General features: G+C 56.5%; 22 protein-coding genes. 9 read left to right on the top strand and 13 right to left on the bottom strand.

From position 1 onward, the window contains the following. Positions 1–11: 11 nt before the first annotated feature. The 9 genes from era to rseD all read right to left on the bottom strand — a co-directional run bounded on the left by era (position 12) and on the right by rseD (position 7,599). On the bottom strand, positions 12–917 hold the full coding sequence (gene era, locus HMPREF3096_RS15845) for a GTPase Era (protein WP_008803768.1): 906 nt from the start codon (positions 915–917) through the stop codon (positions 12–14). After that, positions 914–1,594: a ribonuclease III gene (gene rnc / locus HMPREF3096_RS15840; protein WP_002914065.1), complete on the bottom strand. Its 681-nt coding sequence runs from the start codon at positions 1,592–1,594 to the stop codon at positions 914–916. The genes era and rnc overlap by 4 nt, the downstream gene beginning before the upstream one ends. 249 nt (positions 1,595–1,843) lie before the next feature. Further along, entirely contained in the window at positions 1,844–2,818 is a 975-nt protein-coding gene (gene lepB / locus HMPREF3096_RS15835) for a signal peptidase I (RefSeq protein ID WP_008803766.1), read from the bottom strand. A 13-nt stretch (positions 2,819–2,831) separates the two neighbouring features. Beyond that, positions 2,832–4,631: a translation elongation factor 4 gene (gene lepA / locus HMPREF3096_RS15830; RefSeq protein ID WP_032730955.1), complete on the bottom strand. Its 1,800-nt coding sequence runs from the start codon at positions 4,629–4,631 to the stop codon at positions 2,832–2,834. 185 nt (positions 4,632–4,816) lie between these two features. After that, positions 4,817–5,296 carry a SoxR-reducing system protein RseC gene (gene rseC, locus HMPREF3096_RS15825; protein WP_008803764.1) on the bottom strand — a complete coding sequence of 160 codons (480 nt, stop codon included), beginning with the start codon at positions 5,294–5,296 and terminating at the stop codon, positions 4,817–4,819. After that, positions 5,293–6,249, bottom strand: a complete 957-nt coding sequence (gene rseB, locus HMPREF3096_RS15820) for a sigma-E factor regulatory protein RseB (protein ID WP_012540854.1) — start codon at positions 6,247–6,249, stop codon at positions 5,293–5,295. Before rseB ends, rseC begins: the two co-directional genes overlap by 4 nt. Further along, complete coding sequence (gene rseA, locus HMPREF3096_RS15815) at positions 6,249–6,899, bottom strand: anti-sigma-E factor RseA (RefSeq protein ID WP_008803762.1); 651 nt, start codon at positions 6,897–6,899, stop codon at positions 6,249–6,251. The genes rseB and rseA overlap by 1 nt, the downstream gene beginning before the upstream one ends. A gap of 32 nt (positions 6,900–6,931) precedes the next feature. Next, a complete protein-coding gene (rpoE, locus tag HMPREF3096_RS15810; protein ID WP_002914074.1) occupies positions 6,932–7,507 on the bottom strand; it encodes an RNA polymerase sigma factor RpoE in 576 nt (191 codons plus the stop codon). Further along, positions 7,504–7,599, bottom strand: a complete 96-nt coding sequence (gene rseD, locus HMPREF3096_RS31900; RefSeq protein WP_121980491.1) for a rpoE leader peptide RseD — start codon at positions 7,597–7,599, stop codon at positions 7,504–7,506. Before rseD ends, rpoE begins: the two co-directional genes overlap by 4 nt. A gap of 327 nt (positions 7,600–7,926) precedes the next feature. Here rseD and nadB point away from each other — a divergent pair, with 327 nt between their 5' ends. Beyond that, positions 7,927–9,546, top strand: a complete 1,620-nt coding sequence (nadB, locus tag HMPREF3096_RS15805) for an L-aspartate oxidase (protein WP_008803761.1) — start codon at positions 7,927–7,929, stop codon at positions 9,544–9,546. Here the strand turns inward: nadB and trmN are convergent. Further along, a complete protein-coding gene (gene trmN, locus HMPREF3096_RS15800; RefSeq protein ID WP_012540852.1) occupies positions 9,531–10,268 on the bottom strand; it encodes a tRNA(1)(Val) (adenine(37)-N(6))-methyltransferase TrmN in 738 nt (245 codons plus the stop codon). The two genes, nadB and trmN, sit on opposite strands and share 16 nt — an antisense overlap. Positions 10,269–10,398: 130 nt before the next feature. Here trmN and srmB point away from each other — a divergent pair, with 130 nt between their 5' ends. Beyond that, complete coding sequence (gene srmB / locus HMPREF3096_RS15795) at positions 10,399–11,730, top strand: ATP-dependent RNA helicase SrmB (RefSeq protein ID WP_012540851.1); 1,332 nt, start codon at positions 10,399–10,401, stop codon at positions 11,728–11,730. Positions 11,731–11,775: 45 nt separating this feature from the next. Here srmB and grcA read toward each other — a convergent pair whose 3' ends face one another. Further along, complete coding sequence (gene grcA, locus HMPREF3096_RS15790) at positions 11,776–12,159, bottom strand: autonomous glycyl radical cofactor GrcA (RefSeq protein ID WP_002914084.1); 384 nt, start codon at positions 12,157–12,159, stop codon at positions 11,776–11,778. 311 nt (positions 12,160–12,470) lie between these two features. On the opposite strand from grcA, the gene ung reads away from it, so the two are divergent. Further along, on the top strand, positions 12,471–13,160 hold the full coding sequence (ung, locus tag HMPREF3096_RS15785; protein ID WP_012540850.1) for a uracil-DNA glycosylase: 690 nt from the start codon (positions 12,471–12,473) through the stop codon (positions 13,158–13,160). A gap of 56 nt (positions 13,161–13,216) precedes the next feature. Here ung and HMPREF3096_RS15780 read toward each other — a convergent pair whose 3' ends face one another. Beyond that, a complete protein-coding gene (locus tag HMPREF3096_RS15780) occupies positions 13,217–14,302 on the bottom strand; it encodes a tRNA/rRNA methyltransferase (protein WP_023298082.1) in 1,086 nt (361 codons plus the stop codon). Positions 14,303–14,505: 203 nt separating this feature from the next. Between HMPREF3096_RS15780 and trxC the strand changes: the two genes are divergently transcribed. From trxC to HMPREF3096_RS15755, 5 genes are all read left to right on the top strand, one after another. Next, complete coding sequence (trxC, locus tag HMPREF3096_RS15775; RefSeq protein WP_002914091.1) at positions 14,506–14,931, top strand: thioredoxin TrxC; 426 nt, start codon at positions 14,506–14,508, stop codon at positions 14,929–14,931. Between the two features lie 69 nt (positions 14,932–15,000). After that, positions 15,001–15,699: a tRNA-uridine aminocarboxypropyltransferase gene (gene tapT / locus HMPREF3096_RS15770; protein ID WP_012540848.1), complete on the top strand. Its 699-nt coding sequence runs from the start codon at positions 15,001–15,003 to the stop codon at positions 15,697–15,699. A gap of 34 nt (positions 15,700–15,733) precedes the next feature. Then, entirely contained in the window at positions 15,734–18,385 is a 2,652-nt protein-coding gene (locus tag HMPREF3096_RS15765; protein WP_070544524.1) for a bifunctional acetate--CoA ligase family protein/GNAT family N-acetyltransferase, read from the top strand. Between the two features lie 120 nt (positions 18,386–18,505). Next, complete coding sequence (pssA, locus tag HMPREF3096_RS15760; protein WP_008803754.1) at positions 18,506–19,861, top strand: CDP-diacylglycerol--serine O-phosphatidyltransferase; 1,356 nt, start codon at positions 18,506–18,508, stop codon at positions 19,859–19,861. A gap of 41 nt (positions 19,862–19,902) precedes the next feature. Then, the gene (locus HMPREF3096_RS15755; RefSeq protein ID WP_008803753.1) at positions 19,903–20,226 is read left to right on the top strand and encodes a YfiM family lipoprotein; all 324 of its coding nucleotides are present in this window, start codon (positions 19,903–19,905) and stop codon (positions 20,224–20,226) included. A 3-nt stretch (positions 20,227–20,229) separates the two neighbouring features. Here HMPREF3096_RS15755 and HMPREF3096_RS15750 read toward each other — a convergent pair whose 3' ends face one another. Beyond that, positions 20,230–21,528 carry an MFS transporter gene (locus HMPREF3096_RS15750; RefSeq protein ID WP_012540846.1) on the bottom strand — a complete coding sequence of 433 codons (1,299 nt, stop codon included), beginning with the start codon at positions 21,526–21,528 and terminating at the stop codon, positions 20,230–20,232. 203 nt (positions 21,529–21,731) lie between these two features. Between HMPREF3096_RS15750 and HMPREF3096_RS31210 the strand changes: the two genes are divergently transcribed. After that, the coding region (locus HMPREF3096_RS31210) for a hypothetical protein (protein WP_070544523.1) at positions 21,732–21,979 on the top strand (248 nt) is incomplete at its 3' end.

The raw sequence follows: 21,979 nt of genomic DNA, 5'->3' as shown, positions 1-21,979 counted from the left end.
GTTGCGTTAACTCAGAGGTCGTCAACGTAACCGAGACTGCGCAGGGCGCGCTCGTCATCGGCCCAGCCGGATTTCACTTTGACCCACAGCTCGAGGTGTACCGGCGCTTCAAACATGTCCTGCATGTCCTTACGCGCTTCGATACCGATGGTTTTAATTTTGGCGCCTTTATTGCCAATCACCATCTTCTTCTGCCCTTCGCGCTCGACGAGGATCAGGCCGTTGATATCGTAGCCGCCGCGCTCATTGGTTACGAAACGTTCGATTTCCACAGTGACGGAGTACGGCAGCTCAGCACCGAGAAAACGCATCAGTTTTTCACGGATGATCTCGGAGGCCATAAAGCGCTGGGAACGATCGGTAATATAATCTTCCGGGAAGTGATGGATCGCTTCCGGCAGATGCTTACGCACGATCGCCGCGATAGTATCGACGTTGGTGCCGGTTTCCGCAGAGATCGGCACAATGTCGAGGAAGTTCATCTGGCTGGCGAGGAACTGCAGGTGCGGCAATAGCTCCGCTTTGTCCTGCACGTTATCCACCTTATTGACCGCGAGGATCACTGGCGCTTTCGCGTCACGCAGCTTGTTGAGCACCATCTCGTCGTCTTGCGTCCAGCGAGTGCCTTCCACCACGAAAATGACCAGTTCAACATCGCCAATTGAGCTGCTGGCCGCTTTGTTCATTAAGCGGTTAATAGCACGCTTCTCTTCCATATGCAGGCCCGGGGTATCGACGTAAATCGCCTGATACGGCCCTTCGGTATGGATACCGACGATGCGGTGACGCGTCGTTTGCGCTTTTCGGGAAGTGATCGAAATCTTCTGCCCAAGCAGCTTATTCAACAGCGTGGATTTGCCAACGTTTGGACGACCAACGATGGCGACAAATCCGCAATAACTTTTTTCTTCGCTCATTCCAGCTCCAGTTTTTTCAGCGCCTGTTCGGCGGCAGCCTGCTCCGCCTTGCGACGGCTGGAACCTGTGCCAACCACCGGTTCACTCAGGCCACTGACCTGGCAGTGGATAGTAAATTCCTGATCGTGCGCTTCGCCACGCACCTGGACCACCAGGTAGGACGGCAGCGGCAGATGACGTCCCTGCAGATACTCCTGCAGACGCGTCTTCGGATCCTTTTGCTTATCGCCCGGACTGATTTCGTCCAGACGGGTCTGGTACCAGGAGAGGATTAAGCGTTCAACGTTCTGAATATCGCTGTCGAGGAAAACCCCGCCAATTAACGCTTCAACGGTGTCCGCGAGAATGGATTCGCGACGGAAACCGCCGCTTTTCAGTTCGCCCGGCCCGAGGCGCAGACACTCACCCAGTTCAAACTCGCGAGCGATCTCCGCCAGCGTGTTGCCACGCACCAGCGTCGCGCGCATGCGGCTCATATCGCCTTCGTCTACGCGAGGAAAACGATGATAGAGCGCATTCGCGATCACAAAACTTAAAATGGAGTCACCTAAAAACTCCAGGCGCTCATTATGTTTGCTGCTGGCACTGCGGTGAGTTAATGCCTGTTGCAACAGCTCCTGATGATGAAAAGTGTAGCCCAGCTTTCGTTGAAGCCGATTAATTACGATGGGGTTCATGCGTTACCAATAAATGAATGCGTCAAAGATGCAGCACACGAAACCGACCTGAGCATACGCTTCATACAGCAAGTTGAAACAGTCCAATACGCTTTCGTGTGCAGTGTCACCCGGCAGAGCGACAACCAAAAACTTCGGGGGGATATTCTATACGCAACGACACGTGATGTCGTTAGTTTGAATGGATTTAAATATTAAATAATTCACGTCGCTGCGGTTATCGCAGCGACGTGAATTCAACAGGGGAAATTAATGAATTCCACCAATGCGCGATAACCGCACGCCGGTCGGCCATTCACCTTCCTGTTTTTCAAAACTCATCCAGATAGCGGTCGCTTTTCCGACCAGGTTCGCTTCCGGCACAAAGCCCCAGTAGCGGCTGTCGGCGCTGTTATCCCGGTTGTCACCCATCATAAAATACTGACCGGGCGGTACAATCCAGGTGGCCAGCGGCAGGCCGGACTGATGGTAGTACATCCCAACCTGATCCTGGGCAATCGGCACCATCAGAATACGGTGCGTGACGTCGCCCAGCGTCTCCTGACGCTCGGTCAGACGAATGCCGTCCGCTTTGGTTTCGCCCTTCGGCAACTGCCAGAAACCGCTGGACGCTTCGCCGCCGTTGCTGCGGGAGAAGGTCTGAACGAAATCGCTCGGCTCAACATTGGAATAGGTCACCGGCAGCGCGTTGCCGCAGGCCTGTCCGGAGCTGCAGCCCGGCTGAATAGTGACCTGCTTGGCAACCGGATCGTAGGTGACTTTATCGCCCGGTAATCCCACCGCGCGCTTAATGTAGTCGAGACGCGGATCTTCCGGATATTTAAACACCACGATGTCGCCGCGCTTTGGATGACCCGTTTCGATCAGCGTTTTCTGGTAGATCGGATCTTTAATGCCGTAAGCGAATTTCTCCACCAGGATGAAATCGCCAATCAGCAGGGTCGGCATCATCGAACCTGACGGGATCTGGAAAGGTTCATAGATAAACGAACGCACAATCAGCACAATCGCCAGCACCGGGAAGACCGAGGCGCCAGTTTCCAGCCAGCCCGGTTTCGGGCCCACTTTCTTCAGCGTTTTCTTATCCAGTTGCTCGCCGGTCGCTGCCTGAGCAGCGGCCTGACGCTCACGACGTTTTGGTGCGAAGATGAACTTATCCAGACACCACAACAGCCCTGTCACAAGGGTCGCAATGACCAAAATCAGGGCAAACATGTTCGCCATGCCAACTCCTTAATTATTTGCCGTCTTTACCAACGTGCAGAATGGCGAGGAACGCTTCCTGCGGCAGTTCAACGTTACCGACCTGCTTCATACGCTTCTTACCTTCTTTCTGCTTCTGCAGCAGCTTTTTCTTACGGCTGACGTCGCCGCCGTAGCATTTCGCCAGGACGTTTTTACGCAGCTGTTTCACAGTAGAGCGCGCGATGATGTGGTTGCCGATAGCCGCCTGAATGGCGATATCGAACTGCTGACGCGGGATCAGCTCTTTCATCTTCTCGACCAGTTCGCGACCACGATAAGGGGCGTTGTCGTTGTGGGTGATCAGCGCCAGCGCATCGACACGCTCGCCGTTGATCAGCACGTCAACGCGCACCATGTTCGAGGCCTGGAAGCGTTTGAAGTTATAATCCAGCGACGCATAGCCACGGGAGGTAGACTTCAGACGGTCGAAGAAGTCGAGAACCACTTCCGCCATCGGGATTTCGTAGGTCAGCGCCACCTGTTTACCGTGGTAAACCATGTTGGTCTGCACGCCACGCTTCTCGATACACAGGGTGATCACGTTGCCGAGGAACTCCTGCGGCAGCAGCATGTGACACTCGGCGATAGGCTCACGCAGCTCCTGAATATTATTCAGCGGCGGCAGCTTGGACGGGCTATCGACGTAGATAACTTCTTTGGAGGTCGTTTCCACTTCATAGACTACCGTCGGCGCCGTGGTAATCAGGTCAAGATCGTACTCACGCTCCAGACGCTCCTGAATGATTTCCATGTGCAACAGGCCGAGGAAGCCGCAGCGGAAGCCGAAGCCCAGCGCCGTTGAGCTTTCCGGCTCATAGAACAAGGAAGCATCGTTCAGACTCAGTTTACCCAGCGCATCACGGAAGTTTTCATAGTCATCAGAGCTCACCGGGAACAGACCGGCATAGACCTGCGGCTTCACTTTTTTGAAGCCCGGCAGCGCTTTATCCGCTGGATTACGCGCCGCGGTCAGGGTATCGCCCACCGGCGCGCCGAGGATGTCTTTGATCGCGCAGACCAGCCAGCCTACCTCGCCGCATTTCAGCTCGGTACGGTCGACCTGTTTCGGGGTGAAGATGCCCAGACGGTCGGCGTTATAGACCAGGCCGGTGCTCATCACTTTAATTTTATCGCCCTTGCGCATGGTGCCGTTTTTAATACGCACCAGCGACACGACGCCTAAGTAGTTATCGAACCAGGAGTCGATGATCAGCGCCTGCAGCGGCGCGTCCGGATCGCCTTCCGGCGGCGGAATATCGCGCACCAGACGTTCCAGCACGTCCGGCACGCCAACGCCGGTTTTCGCCGAGCAGCGAACCGCGTCGTGAGCATCGATACCGACGATATCTTCAATCTCGTCCGCTACGCGCTCCGGATCGGCCGCAGGCAGGTCGATCTTGTTGAGCACCGGAACGACTTCGAGGTCCATTTCCATGGCGGTATAGCAGTTCGCCAGGGTCTGGGCTTCTACGCCCTGCCCGGCGTCAACCACCAGCAGCGCGCCTTCGCACGCCGCCAGGGAGCGCGATACTTCATAGGAGAAGTCAACGTGGCCCGGGGTGTCGATAAAGTTGAGCTGATAAGTTTCACCATCGCTGGCTTTATAGTCCAGGGTGACGCTCTGCGCCTTGATGGTAATCCCGCGCTCACGTTCAAGGTCCATGGAGTCCAGAACCTGGGCCGCCATTTCGCGATCAGAAAGGCCACCGCAAATCTGGATGATACGGTCAGACAGCGTCGACTTACCGTGGTCGATGTGAGCGATGATCGAAAAGTTACGTATATTCTTCATATTTAGAGTTAATTATGCCTTACGAGTATCATGAGGCCGCTGTACTGTGCCTGACGTTTTTTAATCCGAAAACGCCGCATTCTACACTACATCCGTGAAACCAGGAAATGCTGTTAGATCCAGCATAACGGCAGAAATTGTGGCGTTGTTACAGGAAGAGTAAATAAAGATGAGGGGCAGTGAAATCACTGCCCCATTTCAGAGGAGGGCGTATCAACACGCAGCAGATCCGGCGGCAAACCGACGCTTAAAATCACCGGCTGCCATGACTGGCGAGCAGCCAGCTGCGGCGACAGACCGCGCGCCACCAGGAAGCCGCCGACGCCGCCCAGCAGCGCGCCGCAAAGTGACGCGATATCGCTGGCAAACAGCACCTGGAAAATGGACGCCATCACAAACAGCCCCACCAGCGGCGCCATATAGACGAGCAGCGCTGAGCCCAGCAGGCTACTTTCAGCGATCCCCAGCTCCACTTTTTGCCCCGCGGCCAATGGCTGCTCGCAGGGCACGCTAATGGTATGGCTGGTCTGCGGCCCCAGCTTGTTTAACACCCGGCTACCGCAGCCGGCACGGGAAGCGCAGCTGCTGCAGGAGGCTTTAACGTCGCAGTGCACCTGCGCCACGCCGTTATGCCAGGAAACCACGGTGGCCCACTCTTTAATCATTGTACTGCCTTGAATTTAATACTGTCAGAGATACGCTTCGCCGTCTGCGGCGGCAGTTCGCCCACCACGGTGATCTCCGCGTTATCGCGTACCGTCGTGCTGACGGTACGTCGGCCGGTGCGCAACAGCTGGTCACTGCTGGCCGCCGTGGCGCGGTTGATATTGATCGAGAAGCTGAACAAGCCGTCGGAATAGAGACGTGATTCGACTGGACCGTCAAAAGTGGGCAGACGGCGCTGACTGCTGGAAACTTCAGCCATCCCCTGGGGAAGCCATGTTGGCGCCCAGTTGAAGTTGGCTTTGTCGCCCCCTTCAGGGACGGACAGCTGCGGCGGTAGATTCGCTTTTGCCAGCGTCTCCATGCTGGCGCTGACGTTATCGCCAACGTTGAAGGAGACAACCCGGAACTGCTCCAGCGTTTCACCGTCGCGGTCGAGCAAATCGACGCGCAGAGGCAGTTTGGTCTCGGCGTCCAGCCAGGCGATAAAGCTATAGCGCGTACCGTCGCGAGCTACGACGCGGATCACGTCGCAGAGGCGATCAGCGATACGAGTACGGCCAACGGAGATAAAATCATACGCAGCGGAGAGGCGTTTGAAATCGCTATAAACCAACGATGGCAGCGAATCGACGATGTAGTCGCCGTTGAGGGTGAAAGGATCGAGACCGGGTTCAAAATAGCTGATTTCCGTGCCGCGCAGGACCACTTCCCGGCGCGGGCCGTCCAGCTGCAGCAGTTGCGCCAGCGGTTGATTGTTCAGTCGCGCATGACGATAGCGCAGCGACTCAACGCCTTGTTTATTGATGCTGACGAAAGACAGCTCATAATTGAGGGACTGGCTGGCCAGGTTCATCTGCTGCAACAACGCCCCGGACGATGTATCAGCCGAGGCGTTGACAGAGAACAACAGGCTGCCTGCCATGAGCGACATGGCACACCAAAGTTGCTTCATTACTGCGATTGCGTTCCTAAAGTTTGATAACCCGGCACCTGGACTGCTGCCTGCTGAGTCTGGGCCTGGCCAAACTGCAGCTGCTCAGCGTGCAGGCGGCGCTGCAGTTCATAGTCCTGCAACATGGCGTTAATCCGGCGGCGCTGTTCCTGGACTTGCGCCTGCTGGCCGCTACCCGCTGATGCGTCAGCCGGCACGCCAAGGCTTACCGGGCTCGCTTTACCCATCATCGGCAGGGTATTGAACACTGGCGCCTCTGGCTGCTGAGTCGCATCAGACTGCCCATTATAGTGCTGGACGCCGACGATAACCGCAAGCGATACGCAGGCGGCAACGCCCATTTGGGTGAGTGAGCTGGCCCATGGACGCACTTTGTTCCAGAACGGCATCTGCCGCCACTGGTGGGGTGCGGGCTGAGATTCAGGAATAAGCGGCGCCGTCTGACGAACGGGCTCATTTTCAATGGCGGCCATCACCCGGGCGGAGATATCGAATTGCAGCACCTCTGCGGTATCGCCACGCAGCGTATCGCGAATGAGGTGATAGCTCTCCCAGGTTTTTTGCATCTCAGAGGAACGGCTCAGCTCGTTGAGCAGTTCTTTATCCAGCGTTTCACCATCCATTAAAGCCGAAAGTTGTTCTTTCTGCATGCCTGATACCCTTTTCCAGTATTCCGCTATCGTCAACGCCTGATAAGCGGTTGAACTTTATTATCAATAGCTTCTCGCGCCCGGAAGATACGCGAACGCACCGTCCCAACCGGACAATCCATGATAGCGGCTATCTCTTCATAGCTCAGGCCATCCAGCTCCCGTAACGTAATTGCCATGCGTAAATCTTCCGGGAGCGATTCAATGGTACGAAAAACTATTTGTCTCAGTTCTTCTGACAACATTAAGTTCTCAGGGTTCGAAATTTCTTTCAACGCCCCGCCGCTTTCGAAGTTTTCCGCCTCGTTGGCGTCAACATCGCTGGACGGCGGACGGCGTCCCTGAGCAACCAGATAATTCTTCGCCGTGTTGACGGCGATACGGTATAACCAGGTGTAAAAAGCGCTATCTCCCCGGAAAGAGTCCAGCGCACGCCATGCCTTAACGAACGATTCCTGAACAACGTCAGCGATATCGCCCGGCGGTACATAGCGGGAAACCAGACTCGCGACCTTATGCTGATAGCGCACCACCAGCAAATTAAACGCTTTCTGATCTCCTTTCTGGACCCGTTCAACAAGGACCTGATCCGTTAACTGCTCGCTCATCCGAGGTAATGTCTCCCCAAACCCAATTCCCATGCGTCTTCAAAACACCACCCAAAATCTGCATTATGAGCAAGCTGACTGTTGGAGTGCATGAAAACAATAAAGTTCCGTTACGCTTTTGTTTTTTGTCTGGCAACGGCGGCAGATCGTTATCAATCATTATATGCCCAGGTTGCTAAACAACAGGTTAGTCAATAAGAAAAAGCGCAGGCCCGACTGAAGGGTATCGTAACACAGTGTTTATTTCACTATAAAATCCAATGCTAACAACCTGCTCCACTTCTCTTTTTTACCGCACAACGCCCCTTTTCCCGGCCCCTTCTGTTTAGCCGTCACAACACCAGGCAAAAAATATGTACGATTCCTCACGCGCTGGTGCTATTGTGAGCTAAATGTGTTTAGTAAATTAAACAAAGACGATGAATACCACTCCTGACTTCTCTTGTGATGTGTTGATTATCGGCAGCGGTGCTGCCGGTCTCTCCCTCGCGCTGCGCCTGGCGGAGCACAGTTCGGTGACGGTGCTGAGTAAAGGGCCGATCAGCGAAGGTTCGACGTTCTATGCGCAGGGCGGGATTGCCGCCGTCTTCGATGAGACGGACAGTATCGAATCCCATGTTGAAGATACGCTGATCGCCGGCGCGGGACTCTGCGATCGCCATGCGGTCACCTTCGTCGCCAGCAACGCCAGACCGTGCGTACAATGGCTTATCGATCAGGGCGTGCTGTTTGACACCCAGGTCCAGGCCAATGGCGAAGAGAGCTACCATCTCACTCGCGAAGGGGGGCACAGCCATCGACGCATTCTTCACGCCGCCGACGCTACCGGCAAAGCGGTAGAGACGACGCTGGTCGATAAAGCCCTTGCTCATCCGAATATCCGCATCATTGAGCGCAGCAATGCCGTTGATTTGATTGTCTCGGACAAGATTGGCCTGCCGGGCACGCGCCGGGTGGTCGGGGCCTGGATCTGGAACCGCAATAAAGAGCGGGTAGAAACCTGCAGCGCGAAGGCGGTGGTGCTTGCGACTGGCGGGGCCGCCAAGGTTTATCAATATACCACTAACCCTGACGTCTCTTCCGGAGACGGCATTGCGATGGCCTGGCGGGCGGGCTGCCGGGTAGCGAATCTCGAATTCAACCAGTTCCACCCCACCGCGCTGTATCATCCACAGGCGCGCAATTTCCTGCTTACTGAAGCGCTGCGCGGCGAAGGCGCCCACCTTAAACGCCCGGACGGCACCCGCTTTATGCCGGACTTTGACGAGCGCGGCGAGCTGGCCCCGCGCGATATCGTCGCCCGCGCCATCGACCATGAAATGAAGCGCCTGGGCGTTGACTGTATGTTCCTTGATATCAGCCATAAACCCGAGGCGTTTGTTCGCCAGCACTTCCCGATGATTTACGAAAAGCTGCTCGGTCTGGGAATTGATTTAACCAAAGATCCGGTGCCGGTCGTCCCCGCCGCGCATTACACCTGCGGCGGCGTGATGGTGGATGATAATGGCCGTACTGACGTCGATGGCTTATACGCCATCGGCGAAGTCAGCTATACCGGGCTGCACGGCGCCAACCGCATGGCCTCGAACTCGCTGCTGGAGTGTCTGGTCTACGGCTGGTCCGCCGCGGAGGATATCGCCCGGCGCCTGCCGCTGGCCCAGAAGGTCACCACCCTGCCGGCGTGGGATGAAAGTCAGGTGGAGATCCCGGATGAACTGGTGGTTATCCAGCATAACTGGCACGAACTGCGCCTGCTGATGTGGGATTATGTCGGCATTGTGCGCACGACGCGCAGACTGGAGCGCGCCCTGCGGCGCATTACCATGCTCCAGCAGGAGCTGGATGAGTATTACGCCCGCTTCCGCGTCTCGAATAATCTGCTGGAGCTGCGCAATCTGGTGCAGGTGGCGGAGCTTATCGTACGCTGCGCGATGTTACGTAAGGAGAGCCGCGGGCTGCACTATACCCTCGACTATCCGCAGCCGCTGCCGAACAGCGGCCCGTCGATACTGTCGCCCCTGGCTCACATAAAGAGATAAAAATCCCCGGTCAGAGCAGTAAACCCTTCAGAGTACTGCTGCTCTGGCCCGCGGATCGCCAGTCTGTCGCAGAAACACTCTCCTGCCGTCGGGGAGAACGCCAGCAGCACCCGGTGCGGCGGCCGCAGTTCGGTCTCCGCCACGTCAGTGCGCAGTCGCAAATGCCACCCCATCGCCGTTGCCCGCTCGATAAACGCATTACCGATATCCACCGGCAGCACCACGCAAAAAAAACCTTCTTCGGTGATATGCTCTGCGGCACAGGTCAGCAGGGAGGCGTGATCGAGCGTCGTGGTATACCGCGCCTGCTCCCGCTGCGAGGTAGCGCATGGCACGCCTTCGGCAAAAAAAGGCGGGTTACTGATTATCAGTTCATAGCGTCGGGTTTGCGACGGCTGCCACTGATGGATATCGGCCTGGCAGACTTCTATGCGCGAAGACCACGGTGACGCGAGGGCATTTTCCCGCGCCTGAGCGGCTGCCTCCTCGTCCAGTTCGACCGCATCGACTTGCACATCGTGATCGGTACGCTGGGCGAGCATTAGCGCCAGCAGGCCGCTGCCCGCGCCAATATCCAGCACATGCTTCACCCCGGCAATCGGCGCCCAGGCGCCAAGCAAAATGCCATCAGTGCCCACCTTCATCGCGCAACGATCGTGGGCGACAAAGAACTGTTTGAAGGTAAAACCATTGCGCGGCAGCGCAAACTTCGACTGAGACATCCTCAATAACCTTGCCGACAAAACTCCTGAACGTAAGGCTATGCACAATACCGGAGAACAGATAGCCTTACAAACAGATGAACATTACGTCAGTAACGTCTATAATCGGCGGCCCACTCAGAGGTAGAACATGACTGTAACGACTTTTTCCGAACTTGAACTCGACGAAAACCTGCTGGAAGCCCTCCAGGATAAAGGTTTCACTCGCCCGACAGCCATTCAGGCCGCCGCTATTCCGCCTGCGCTCGATGGCCGTGACATTCTCGGTTCAGCGCCGACCGGCACCGGTAAAACGGCGGCGTATCTGCTGCCAGCGTTGCAGCACCTGCTCGATTTCCCGCGTAAGAAATCCGGGCCGCCGCGCATTCTTATCCTGACGCCGACCCGCGAGCTGGCGATGCAGGTGGCTGACCACGCCCGCGAGCTGGCGAAGCATACCCATCTGGATATCGCCACCATTACCGGCGGCGTAGCGTACATGAACCACGCGGAAGTGTTCAGCGAAAACCAGGATATCGTGGTCGCTACCACCGGTCGCCTGCTGCAGTATATTAAAGAAGAGAACTTTGACTGCCGCGCCGTCGAGACCCTGATCCTCGATGAAGCCGACCGCATGCTGGACATGGGCTTTGCTCAGGATATCGAAACCATCGCCGGTGAAACCCGCTGGCGCAAGCAGACCATGCTGTTCTCCGCCACGCTGGAAGGCGATGCGATCAAAGATTTTGCCGAACGCCTGCTGGAAGAGCCGGTTGAAGTCTCCGCTACCCCATCGACCCGCGAACGTAAAAAAATTCATCAGTGGTACTATCGCGCCGACGATATCGAGCATAAAACCGCGCTGCTGATTCATTTGCTGAAGCAGCCGGAAGCAACCCGCTCCATCGTCTTCGTGCGTAAGCGCGAGCGCGTTCACGAACTCGCCGCTAAGCTGCACGAAGCAGGGATTAACACCTGCTGGCTGGAGGGCGAGATGGTGCAGATTAAGCGCAACGAAGCGATTAAACGCCTGACCGATGGTCGCGTGAACGTGCTGATCGCCACCGACGTCGCCGCACGCGGTATTGATATCCCGGATGTCAGCCACGTGTTTAACTTCGACATGCCGCGCACCGCCGATATCTATTTGCACCGTATCGGTCGTACCGGCCGCGCCGGTAAAAAAGGCATCGCCATTTCGCTGGTTGAAGCGCATGACCACCTGCTGCTGGGCAAGATCGGCCGCTACGTTGAAGAACCGCTGAAAGCCCGCGTGATTGATGAATTGCGACCGAAAACCCGCGCGCCGAGCGAGAAGTTAACCGGTAAACCGTCGAAGAAAGTATTGGCGAAGCGCGCCGAGAAAAAAGAGAAAGAAAAAGAGAAACCGCGGGTGAAGAAACGCCACCGCGACACCAAAAATATCGGTAAGCGCCGTAAGCCAAGCGCGGCCGGGACGCCATCAACGTCCACTGAAGAGTAAAAAAAACGCCGGGACATCCCGGCGTTTTCACATCTGGCTTCAGCCTTACAGGCTTTCGGTAAAGGTACGGGCGATAACGTCGCGCTGCTGTTCCGGAGTCAGGGAGTTGAAGCGTACCGCATAGCCGGAAACACGAATGGTCAGCTGCGGGTATTTTTCCGGGTGCTCAACCGCGTCCAGCAGAGTTTCGCGACGCAGCACGTTCACGTTCAGGTGCTGACCGCCTTCCACGCGAACTTCTGGTTTCACGTCTACCGGAATTTCACGGTATTCGATTTCACCCAGTTTGCTCACCGCCACCACGTCGTCTTCCGCAAAACCACCTTTGGCACACAGGCAGCGCGCTTCGCCTTTTTCGCTGTCCAGCAGCCAGAAAGAGTTCAGCAGGTCGTCGTTTGCCGCTTTAGTAATTTGGATACCAGTAATCATTTGATGCCTCCCAGGCAGTGTTTATTCGATTTTGGCCTCTTCGCGGCCAATTGGTAAAACCATTGTTGTATGAGTGTATATATATCAGCCGCACCCTCGGCATTCCTTGATATAAATCAATAAAAACCACTCACACAAAGTGGGTATAGGGGGATTTTATTGTTTTACATCAAGTTAGGCCATGGGGTCTCATAAATAATTTTGTAAATTTTCAATTTTTTTTGCATAAAAGCCCACATCAAGCCGTGCCGATTTTGTTCTGTAGAAAGAAGCCGTTAAGCTGTAGCGATGACCCTTTGCAGGAGAGCAAGATGACCACCTCTTTAACCTGGCATGACGTGCTGGCGGATGAAAAGCAACAACCCTATTTTCTCAATACACTGAAGACCGTCGCCGAAGAGCGCCAGTCCGGGATCACCATCTACCCACCGCAAAAAGACGTCTTCAATGCGTTTCGCTTTACCGAGCTGGGCGACGTCAAAGTCGTCATTCTCGGCCAGGATCCCTATCACGGCCCGGGTCAGGCCCACGGTCTGGCATTCTCGGTTCGCCCGGGCGTCGCGATCCCGCCCTCGCTCTTGAACATGTACAAAGAGCTGGAGGCCACGATCCCCGGCTTTACTCGCCCCACTCACGGTTATCTCGAAAGCTGGGCGCGTCAGGGCGTACTTCTGCTTAATACGGTCCTGACCGTCCGCGCCGGGCAGGCGCACTCGCACGCCAGCCTCGGCTGGGAGACCTTTACCGATAAGGTTATCGCATTAATCAATGAGCATTGCGAGGGGGTGGTATTCCTGCTGTGGGGTTCTCATGCGCAGAAGAAAGGCGCGATTATCGATCGTCAGCGCCACTGCGTGCTGAAGGCGCCGCACCCATCGCCGCTCTCTGCGCATCGCGGCTTCTTTGGCAGCAACCATTTCGTACAGACCAACCAGTGGCTGGCTGACCGCGGCGAAGCGCCGATCGACTGGATGCCGGTCCTCCCCGCCGAAAGCGAGTGATCGACAGCCATAAAAAAGCCAGCATCAGCTGGCTTTTTCGCATTCAGGCAGGCGAATTACGCCTTGTTCTGACGCCACCATTCTGCCAGCAGGACGCCGGTCGCCACAGAGACGTTCAGGCTTTCGACATTGCCGGTACCGTCGATGGCAACGCTGAGATCGGAGCTGGAAATCGCCGCATCGGACAGACCATCACGCTCCTGGCCTAACACCAGCACCATTTTCTTCGGCAGCTCGGCTTTAAACAGCGGCGTACCATTATGGCTGGACGTTGAGACAATCGCGTAGCCCGCTTTGCGGAACTGATCCAGGGTATCGATAAAGCTGTCGCCGGTGATCGGTTCAACATGCTCCGCCCCGCCCTCCGCCGTACGGATCGCCGCCCCGGACTCCAGCACGCCAGCATCCTGAACCACCACGCCCTTCACGCCGAAGTGCGCGCAGCTGCGCATGATCGCCCCGAGGTTGTGCGGGTTACCCACGTCTTCCAGCGCCAGAACGCAATCGTCTTCTGCCGCCTTCGCGACCCACTGGGCAACAGAAGTGCCGTGGCGTTTTTTGATCAGGAAGCAGACCCCGCCGTGGTGCTCGGTGCCGGAAGCTTTCGCCAGCTCGGCTTCGTCCACCACATGATAGGCTTTACGGTTGGCCGCCATCCAGCGCAGCGCCTCTTTAAAGCGGGGCGTGACGCTCTGAATAAACCAGGCGCGAACGATAGCTTCCGGACGGCTCTGGAACAGCGCCTGGCAGGCGTTTTCGCCATACACGCGGGTCTCTTCCGCACGCTGACGACGCAGCACTTCCGGATCGATAAAGCTCTTCCCGCTGATCCCGCCGTGATCTTCTTTTACCGGCGTCTCATCGCCAGGAGCACGGGAAACGGTACGCCACGGAGACGCATCGTCACGATGAAAATCATCGCGCTTGCGATCGTCACGCTTACGGTCGTCACGTTTGCGATCGTCGCCGCGGCTGTTTCGTTCGTCACGCGCAGGGCGGCTGCGGCCGTCAACACGAGATTTTCCTGGACGACCTCCCCCTTTCCCGGTACGTGGGTTATGGGTGCGTTTGTCAGAATCATCATCACTGCGGACATACATCACTTTGACCTTGCCGCTTTTATTTTTCAGTTCGTCGCTCATCAATTTTCTCCACCTGCGCTGCGCGAAGCGCGCAGATTACCCGATGTGTCATCGCTTCGCCATGATTTCGTTTAAAAGCCGGCCTCTATTGCACTCATCGAACAAAACGCATTGTCCTTAAATAACACTTAATCGATAATATGTAACATCACAGAAACATATCGGCCACGTGCCACGTTGCAACCCATAACCAGAGGTTAGTTATGAATACCGTTTGTGCCAGTTGTCAGGCTCTGAACCGCCTCCCGGACGATCGTAGCGCGGATGGCGCAAAGTGCGGACGCTGCGGTCACGATCTTTTTGACGGCGACGTCATCAACGCGACCGGGGCAACGCTGGATAAACTCTTAAAGGACGATCTGCCGGTCGTTGTCGATTTCTGGGCGCCATGGTGCGGCCCCTGCCGTAGCTTCGCGCCGATCTTTGAAGATGTCGCGGAAGAGCGTAGCGGGAAGATGCGTTTTGTGAAAGTCAACACCGAAGCGGAACGTGAGCTTAGCGCCCGGTTTCGTATCCGCAGCATCCCGACCATTATGATGTTCAAAAATGGCGAAGTGATCGACATGCTCAATGGCGCGGTGCCAAAAGCGCCATTTGATAGCTGGCTGAACGAAGCCGGCCAACAGTAATCCTTCCGGGGCACCGCTTGTGCCCCGTTTTCACCTCTGCGACAATAGCGTTTTTCTCTAGCGACTCCCATGATTGAAAACGCAGTCCTTCGCCTGCGCGCTGAACGCCTCGCGCGTGCTACCCGGCCTTTCCTTGCTCGCGGCAACCGCATCCGCCGCTGTCAGCGCTGCCTGCTGCCGCTCAAGCAGTGCCTGTGCGCAACATTAGTGCCAGCGCAGGCCACCAGCCGCTTCTGCCTGGTGATGTTTGATACAGAACCGATGAAGCCCAGCAACACCGGCCGGCTCATCGCCGATATTCTGCCTGATACCGAGGCTTTTCAATGGTCGAGAACCGAGCCGCCGCAGGCGCTGCTCGATCTGGTCGCGCATCCTGATTATCAACCGATGGTGGTTTTCCCTGCCTCCTATGCCGGGCCGGAGCGCCAGATCCTGAGCGCGCCGCCGTCCGGCAAGCCGCCGCTATTTATTATGCTCGACGGCACCTGGACCGAAGCGCGCAAAATGTTCCGCAAGAGCCCTTATCTTGACGCGCTACCGATAATCTCCGTCGATCTGTCACGCATCTCTGCCTATCATCTGCGCGAGGCGCACGCCGACGGACAATACTGTACCGCGGAAGTAGCCATCGCCCTGCTGGATCTGGCGGGCGATGCCCCGGCCGCCGCTGCGCTTGGCGAGCACTTCACCCGCTTCCGGACCCGCTATCTGGCGGGAAAAACCCAGCATAAGGGCAGTATCACAGCGGACCAGGTGGAAAACGTTTAAAATCATTCGGTCACTGGGATGAAAGGAGACCGGTATGAGCCAACGAGGCCTGGAAGCACTGCTGCGACCAAAGTCCATCGCCGTTATTGGCGCATCAATGAAGCCGCAGCGCGCTGGCTATCTCATGATGCGCAACCTGTTAGCCGGCGGTTTCAATGGCCCGGTACTGCCGGTGACCCCCGCCTGGAAGGCGGTGCTCGGGGTGCTGGCATGGCCCACGATTGAGAGCCTGCCGTTTACGCCGGATCTGGCGGTGCTCTGTACTAACGCCCGGCGTAATATCGAATTGCTCGAAGCCTTAGGGCAGAAAGGGTGTAAAACCTGCATCATTCTCTCTTCGCAGCCGGAACAGTATCCGGCGCTGCTCGAATGCGCCGCGCGCTATCAGATGCGCCTGCTCGGCCCGAACAGCCTGGGACTGCTGGCGCCGTGGCAAGGCCTGAACGCCAGCTTCTCGCCGGTCGCGATCCATCGCGGTAAACTGGCCTTTATCTCGCAGTCGGCCGCCGTCTCTAATACCATCCTTGACTGGGCGCAGCAGCGCGAGATGGGGTTTTCCTACTTCATCGCGCTGGGCGATAGCCTGGACATTGATGTCGATGACCTGCTGGACTTTCTGGCCCGCGACAGCAAGACCAGCGCCATTTTGCTTTACCTCGAGCATCTAAGCGATGCGCGCCGATTTGTCTCCGCTGCGCGCAGCGCTTCGCGAAACAAGCCTATCCTGGTGATTAAAAGCGGCCGTAGCCCCGCGGCGCAAAAGCTGTTGCACGTCAACTCCGGGATGGATCCGGCATGGGATGCAGCCATACAGCGTGCTGGCCTGCTGCGGGTGCAGGACACCCATGAGCTGTTCTCCGCCGTGGAAACGCTCAGCCATATGCGCCCGCTACGCGGTGAAAAGCTGATGATCGTCAGCAATGGCGCGGCTCCGGCGGCGCTGGCGCTGGATGAACTCTGGCTGCGGAATGGCAAACTGGCGGTCCTCAGCGAGGAGACCCGCGACGCCCTGCACCAGGCGTTGCCGGTTGGCGTCGAGATCGCCAACCCATTAGATCTGCGGGATGATGCCAGCAGCGAACATTATCAGCAGGCCGTGAATATTTTGCTCAACAGTCAGGACTATGACGCGCTGCTGGTGATCCACTCGCCCAGCGCGGCCGCGCCGGGCACGGAGAGTGCGCTGGCCCTGATTGACGCTCTGAAGCATCATCCGCGCGGTAAATATGTCACCGTGCTGACCAACTGGTGCGGCGAATTTTCCTCGCAGGAAGCGCGACGTTTATTCAGCGATGCCGGCCTCCCAACCTACCGTACGCCAGAGGGCACGATCACCGCTTTTATGCATATGGTGGAATACCGTCGCAACCAGAAACAACTGCGCGAGACGCCGGTGCTACCGGATTCGTTAACCGCCAATACCAGCGAAGCACATGCTCTGCTGCAGCAAGCGATAGATGACGGCGCCACCACGCTGGATACCCATGAGGTCAGCCCGGTGCTCCGGGCCTATGGCATCCATACTCTGCCGACATGGATTGCCGCTGGCAGCGCAGAAGCAGTGCATATCGCTGAGCAGATAGGCTATCCGGTCGCGCTGAAGCTGCGTTCTCCGGATATCCCGCACAAATCGGAAGTACAGGGGGTCATGCTCTATCTGCGTACCGCCGCCGAGGTGCAGCAGGCGGCAGATGCGATGATCGATCGCGTCAGACTGGCCTGGCCCCAGGCGCGCATCCATGGTCTGCTGGTGCAGAGTATGGCTAATCGCGCCGGCGCCCAGGAGCTGAGAGTGGTGGTTGAACACGATCCCGTCTTCGGCCCGTTGATTATGCTGGGCGAAGGCGGCGTGGAGTGGCGGGCCGAGGATCAGGCCGCGGTGGCGCTGCCGCCGTTGAATATGAACCTGGCGCGTTATCTGGTGATCCAGGCGATCAAAAATAAAAAGATCCGCGGTCGCAGCGCATTGCGCCCGCTGGATATCGCGGGCCTGAGCCAGCTGCTGGTTCAGGTATCGAATCTGATCGTCGACTGCCCGGAGATTCAGCGCCTGGACATTCATCCCCTGCTCGCCTCCGGCAACGAGTTTACGGCGCTGGACGTCACGCTAGGCCTGGCCCCCTTTGACGGCGACAGTGAAAGCCGCCTTGCGATTCGTCCCTATCCGCACCAGCAGGAGGAGTGGGTGGTGATGAAAAATGGCGATCGCTGCCTGTTTCGGCCGATCCTTCCGGAAGATGAGCCGCAGCTGCTCGCGTTTATCGCTCAGGTCACCAAAGAAGATCTCTATTATCGCTATTTTAGTGAGATCAACGAATTTACCCATGACGATTTAGCCAATATGACGCAGATCGACTACGATCGTGAAATGGCGTTTGTTGCCGTCAGGACCACCGCAGAGAAGAGCGAAATTCTCGGCGTGACGCGGGCGATCTCCGATCCCGACAATATTGACGCCGAGTTTGCCGTTCTGGTCCGTTCAGATTTAAAAGGGTTAGGCCTGGGGCGAAGGCTGCTGGAAAAGCTGATCGCCTATACGCAAAGCCATGGCTTGCAACGCCTTAATGGCATTACGATGCCGAATAACAGAGGCATGATCGGCCTGGCCAGAAAGCTGGGATTCACCGTTGATATTCAGCTGGAAGATGGGATTGTCAGTCTATCGCTGCCCCTGAATCAGGGATAATCGCGCCACGCTGACCGCAATTGTTGACCACATTAGCGGGTAGTAATGGTATTATTGCCCGCTTACGTCGTCTGCATGGTACAGAAGACCCTTCAATAAACAGAGAAGAAACGCACTGTGATGTTGTCAAAATTTAAGCGTAATAAACATCAACAACACCTTGCCCAACTCCCTAAGCTTTCTCAGTCAGTTGATGATGTAGAGTTCTTTTACGCCCCTGCGGATTTCAGGGAAGCGTTACTGACCCGGATTGCCCACGCCACTCAGCGTATATGCATTATTGCGCTCTACCTGGAGCAAGATGATGGCGGAAAAGGAATTTTGCAGGCTCTCTACGACGCCAAACGCCAGCGTCCGGAACTGGATGTCCGCGTTCTGGTAGACTGGCACCGTGCTCAACGTGGTCGTATCGGCGCCGCCGCCTCCAACACCAATGCCGACTGGTATTGCCGGATGGCCGATGAAAACCCAGGTGTGGATATCCCCGTTTACGGCGTGCCGATTAATACCCGGGAGGCGCTCGGCGTTCTCCATTTCAAAGGCTTTATTATCGATGACAGCGTCCTCTACAGTGGCGCCAGCCTGAACGATGTTTATCTGCATCAGCACGACAAGTACCGTTATGACCGCTATCAGTGCATCCGTAACGGCAAAATGGCGGACGTCATGTTCGACTGGGTCGACAATAATCTGGTTCAGGGGCGCGGCGTTAATCGTCTCGACAGACCGGATCGGCCAAAAAGCCCGGAAATCAAAAACGACATTCGCCAGTACCGTCAGGAGCTCCGCGACCGCAGCTACCATTTTGTCGGCACCGCTGGTGACGAAGAACTCTCCGTCACCCCGCTGGTAGGACTGGGGAAATCCAGCCTGCTGAACAAAACTATTTTTCACCTGATGCCTTGTGCCGAGCACAAGCTGACGATCTGTACCCCCTACTTCAACCTCCCTGCCGTACTGGTGAGAAATATCATCCAGCTGCTGCGGGACGGTAAACAGGTGGAGATTATTGTCGGCGATAAAACCGCTAACGATTTCTACATTCCGGAAGATCAACCGTTTAAAATTATCGGTGCGCTTCCCTATCTGTATGAGATCAACCTGCGGCGTTTCCTCAGCCGACTGCAATATTATGTCAATACCGATCAGCTGATCGTTCGCCTGTGGAAGGATGACGATAACAGCTACCATCTGAAAGGCATGTGGGTTGACGATGAGTGGATGCTGCTCACTGGCAACAACCTTAACCCACGCGCCTGGCGGCTCGATCTGGAAAACGCCATTCTGATCCACGATCCAAAGCGGCAGCTGGGGGCCATGCGGGAAAAAGAGCTGAAGCTCATCCGCACCCACACCACGGTAGTGAAACATTATCGGGATCTGCAAAGTATCGCCGACTATCCGGTGAAAGTGCGAAAACTGATCCGCCGCCTGCGACGGATCCGCATTGACCGGTTGATCAGCCGTATTCTCTGACTATCAGCCCCGCGTCGACGGGGCTTTTTTCTGGAAGCGCTATGCGTTCGATAATAGTGATGACATCGCTGCTGTTAACGGGCTGCAGCCACATGGCAAATGATGCATGGTCCGGTCAGGACAAAGCCCAGCATTTTCTGGCCTCGGCGATGCTGTCTGCCGCCGGCAATGAGTATGCGCAACATCAGGGTTACAGCCGGGACCGCAGCGCCGCCATTGGCCTGATGTTTTCCATCAGTCTTGGCGCATCAAAAGAGCTTTGGGACAGCCGCCCGGCAGGGAGCGGCTGGAGCTGGAAAGATTTCGCCTGGGATGTCGCCGGTGCGACCACCGGCTATGCTGTGTGGCAACTGGCGCACCAGTAAGCGTCACAGGCGCAGGCCTTTTCCCTTGCGATGCAGCATCAGGGAAACCAGGAAGGCGATGGCCGCCATCACCGTCACATACCAGTAGAACGCGTGCTCTATCCCCGCCGACTTAAGCGACAGCGCGACATACTCCGCAGAGCCGCCGAACAGCGCGTTCGCGACGGCATAGGAAAGCCCTACCCCAAGCGCGCGGACCTGAGCCGGGAACATCTCTGCTTTCAGGATGCCGCTGATAGAGGTATAGAAACTGACGATCAGCAAGGCGCAGATCACCAGTCCGAAGGCGGCATACGGTGAGCTCACCTTCTGCAGAGCACTGAGAATAGGCACGGTAAATAACGTCGCCAGCACGCCAAAGCACAGCATGGAGGTGCGACGGCCAACTTTATCCGAAAAGGCGCCGAACAGCGGCTGAACCAGCATATAAACGAATAGTGCCGCGGTCATGATCACGCTGGCGGTGCTAGCCGTCATGCCCGCCGTGTTGACCAGATACTTTTGCATATAGGTAGTAAAGGTGTAGAAGGTCAGCGATCCGGCGGCGGTAAAGCCCAACACCATCACGAAGGCCCGGCGATTGCGCCACAACCCTTTAAATGATCCAGCCTCTTTCAGCGCCCGGGTCTCCTGCTTTGAGGTTTCGTCCAGCTGGCGACGCAGCCACAGCGCGACGATAGCCAGTACCGCCCCAAGAGCAAAAGGAATACGCCATCCCCAGGCATGGAGATCTTCATCGCTGAGCACCTGCTGGAGCGCGACAACCACTAATACCGCCAGCAGTTGACCGCCAATCAGCGTAACGTACTGGAAGGAGGCATAGAAGCCTTTCTTACCTTCCACCGCGACTTCACTCATATAGGTCGCACTGGTGCCGTATTCTCCGCCAACAGACAGCCCCTGGAACAGACGCGCCAGCAGCAGCAGCGCCGGGGCCCAGGTGCCGATGACCGCATAACCCGGCAGACAGGCAATCACCAGTGAGCCAAAGCACATCATGCACACCGAGATAAGCATAGAGGCTTTACGTCCGCGGCGGTCGGCGATTCGACCAAACAGCCATCCGCCGATGGGACGCATCAGGAATCCGGCGGCAAATACGCCTGCCGTCTGCAGCAGTTGGGTGGTGGTATTGCCAGATGGAAAAAAGATATGGGCGAAATAGAGCGAGCAGAATGAATAAACGTAAAAATCAAACCACTCAACCAGATTCCCCGAGGAAGCGCCAACTATTGCCCAAATACGACGACGGGTATCGGCCTGATCCGGCGCGCCCCGTTCGGTAATGCTACTTTCTGTCATTGTTATATTGCTCCAGCAAAGACTGCAATCTGTCTTGTCGGGCGTACCACGTCACGTAGACAAATTAGTTAGTGAACTAAATGTTATATAATTGTTATATCTTTATATGTGACTGTATTCACATTTTTTTTCGTAAGAGTGGTTTTCGCGATTAACGCCAGCGCAGGGGCAAGGAAAAAGTAGATTATGATGAAGGGATTACCATGACGGGGTTTTATGTTGCTTTGAATGAAGATAATGGGGCGGGTATGGCAGGGTTTTCCCCGGAGGCGGTGCTGCGCACCTTGTCCGGGCTACAGGTCGTGCAGGGCGGGTGCGAATCCGTAGCCCCGGTAAGCGCAGCGCCACCGGGGAGACATACCGGCACGGTTGCCGGACCACTGAAACGCAAAAAGCCCATCCGGCAGGATGGGCTTTTTACTTGTTTGATGCCTGGCAGTTCCCTACTCTC

Source organism: Klebsiella sp. HMSC25G12, assembly GCF_001807705.1.
Taxonomy (GTDB): domain Bacteria; phylum Pseudomonadota; class Gammaproteobacteria; order Enterobacterales; family Enterobacteriaceae; genus Klebsiella; species Klebsiella variicola.
This window is presented reverse-complemented; position numbering and strand designations above follow the sequence as displayed.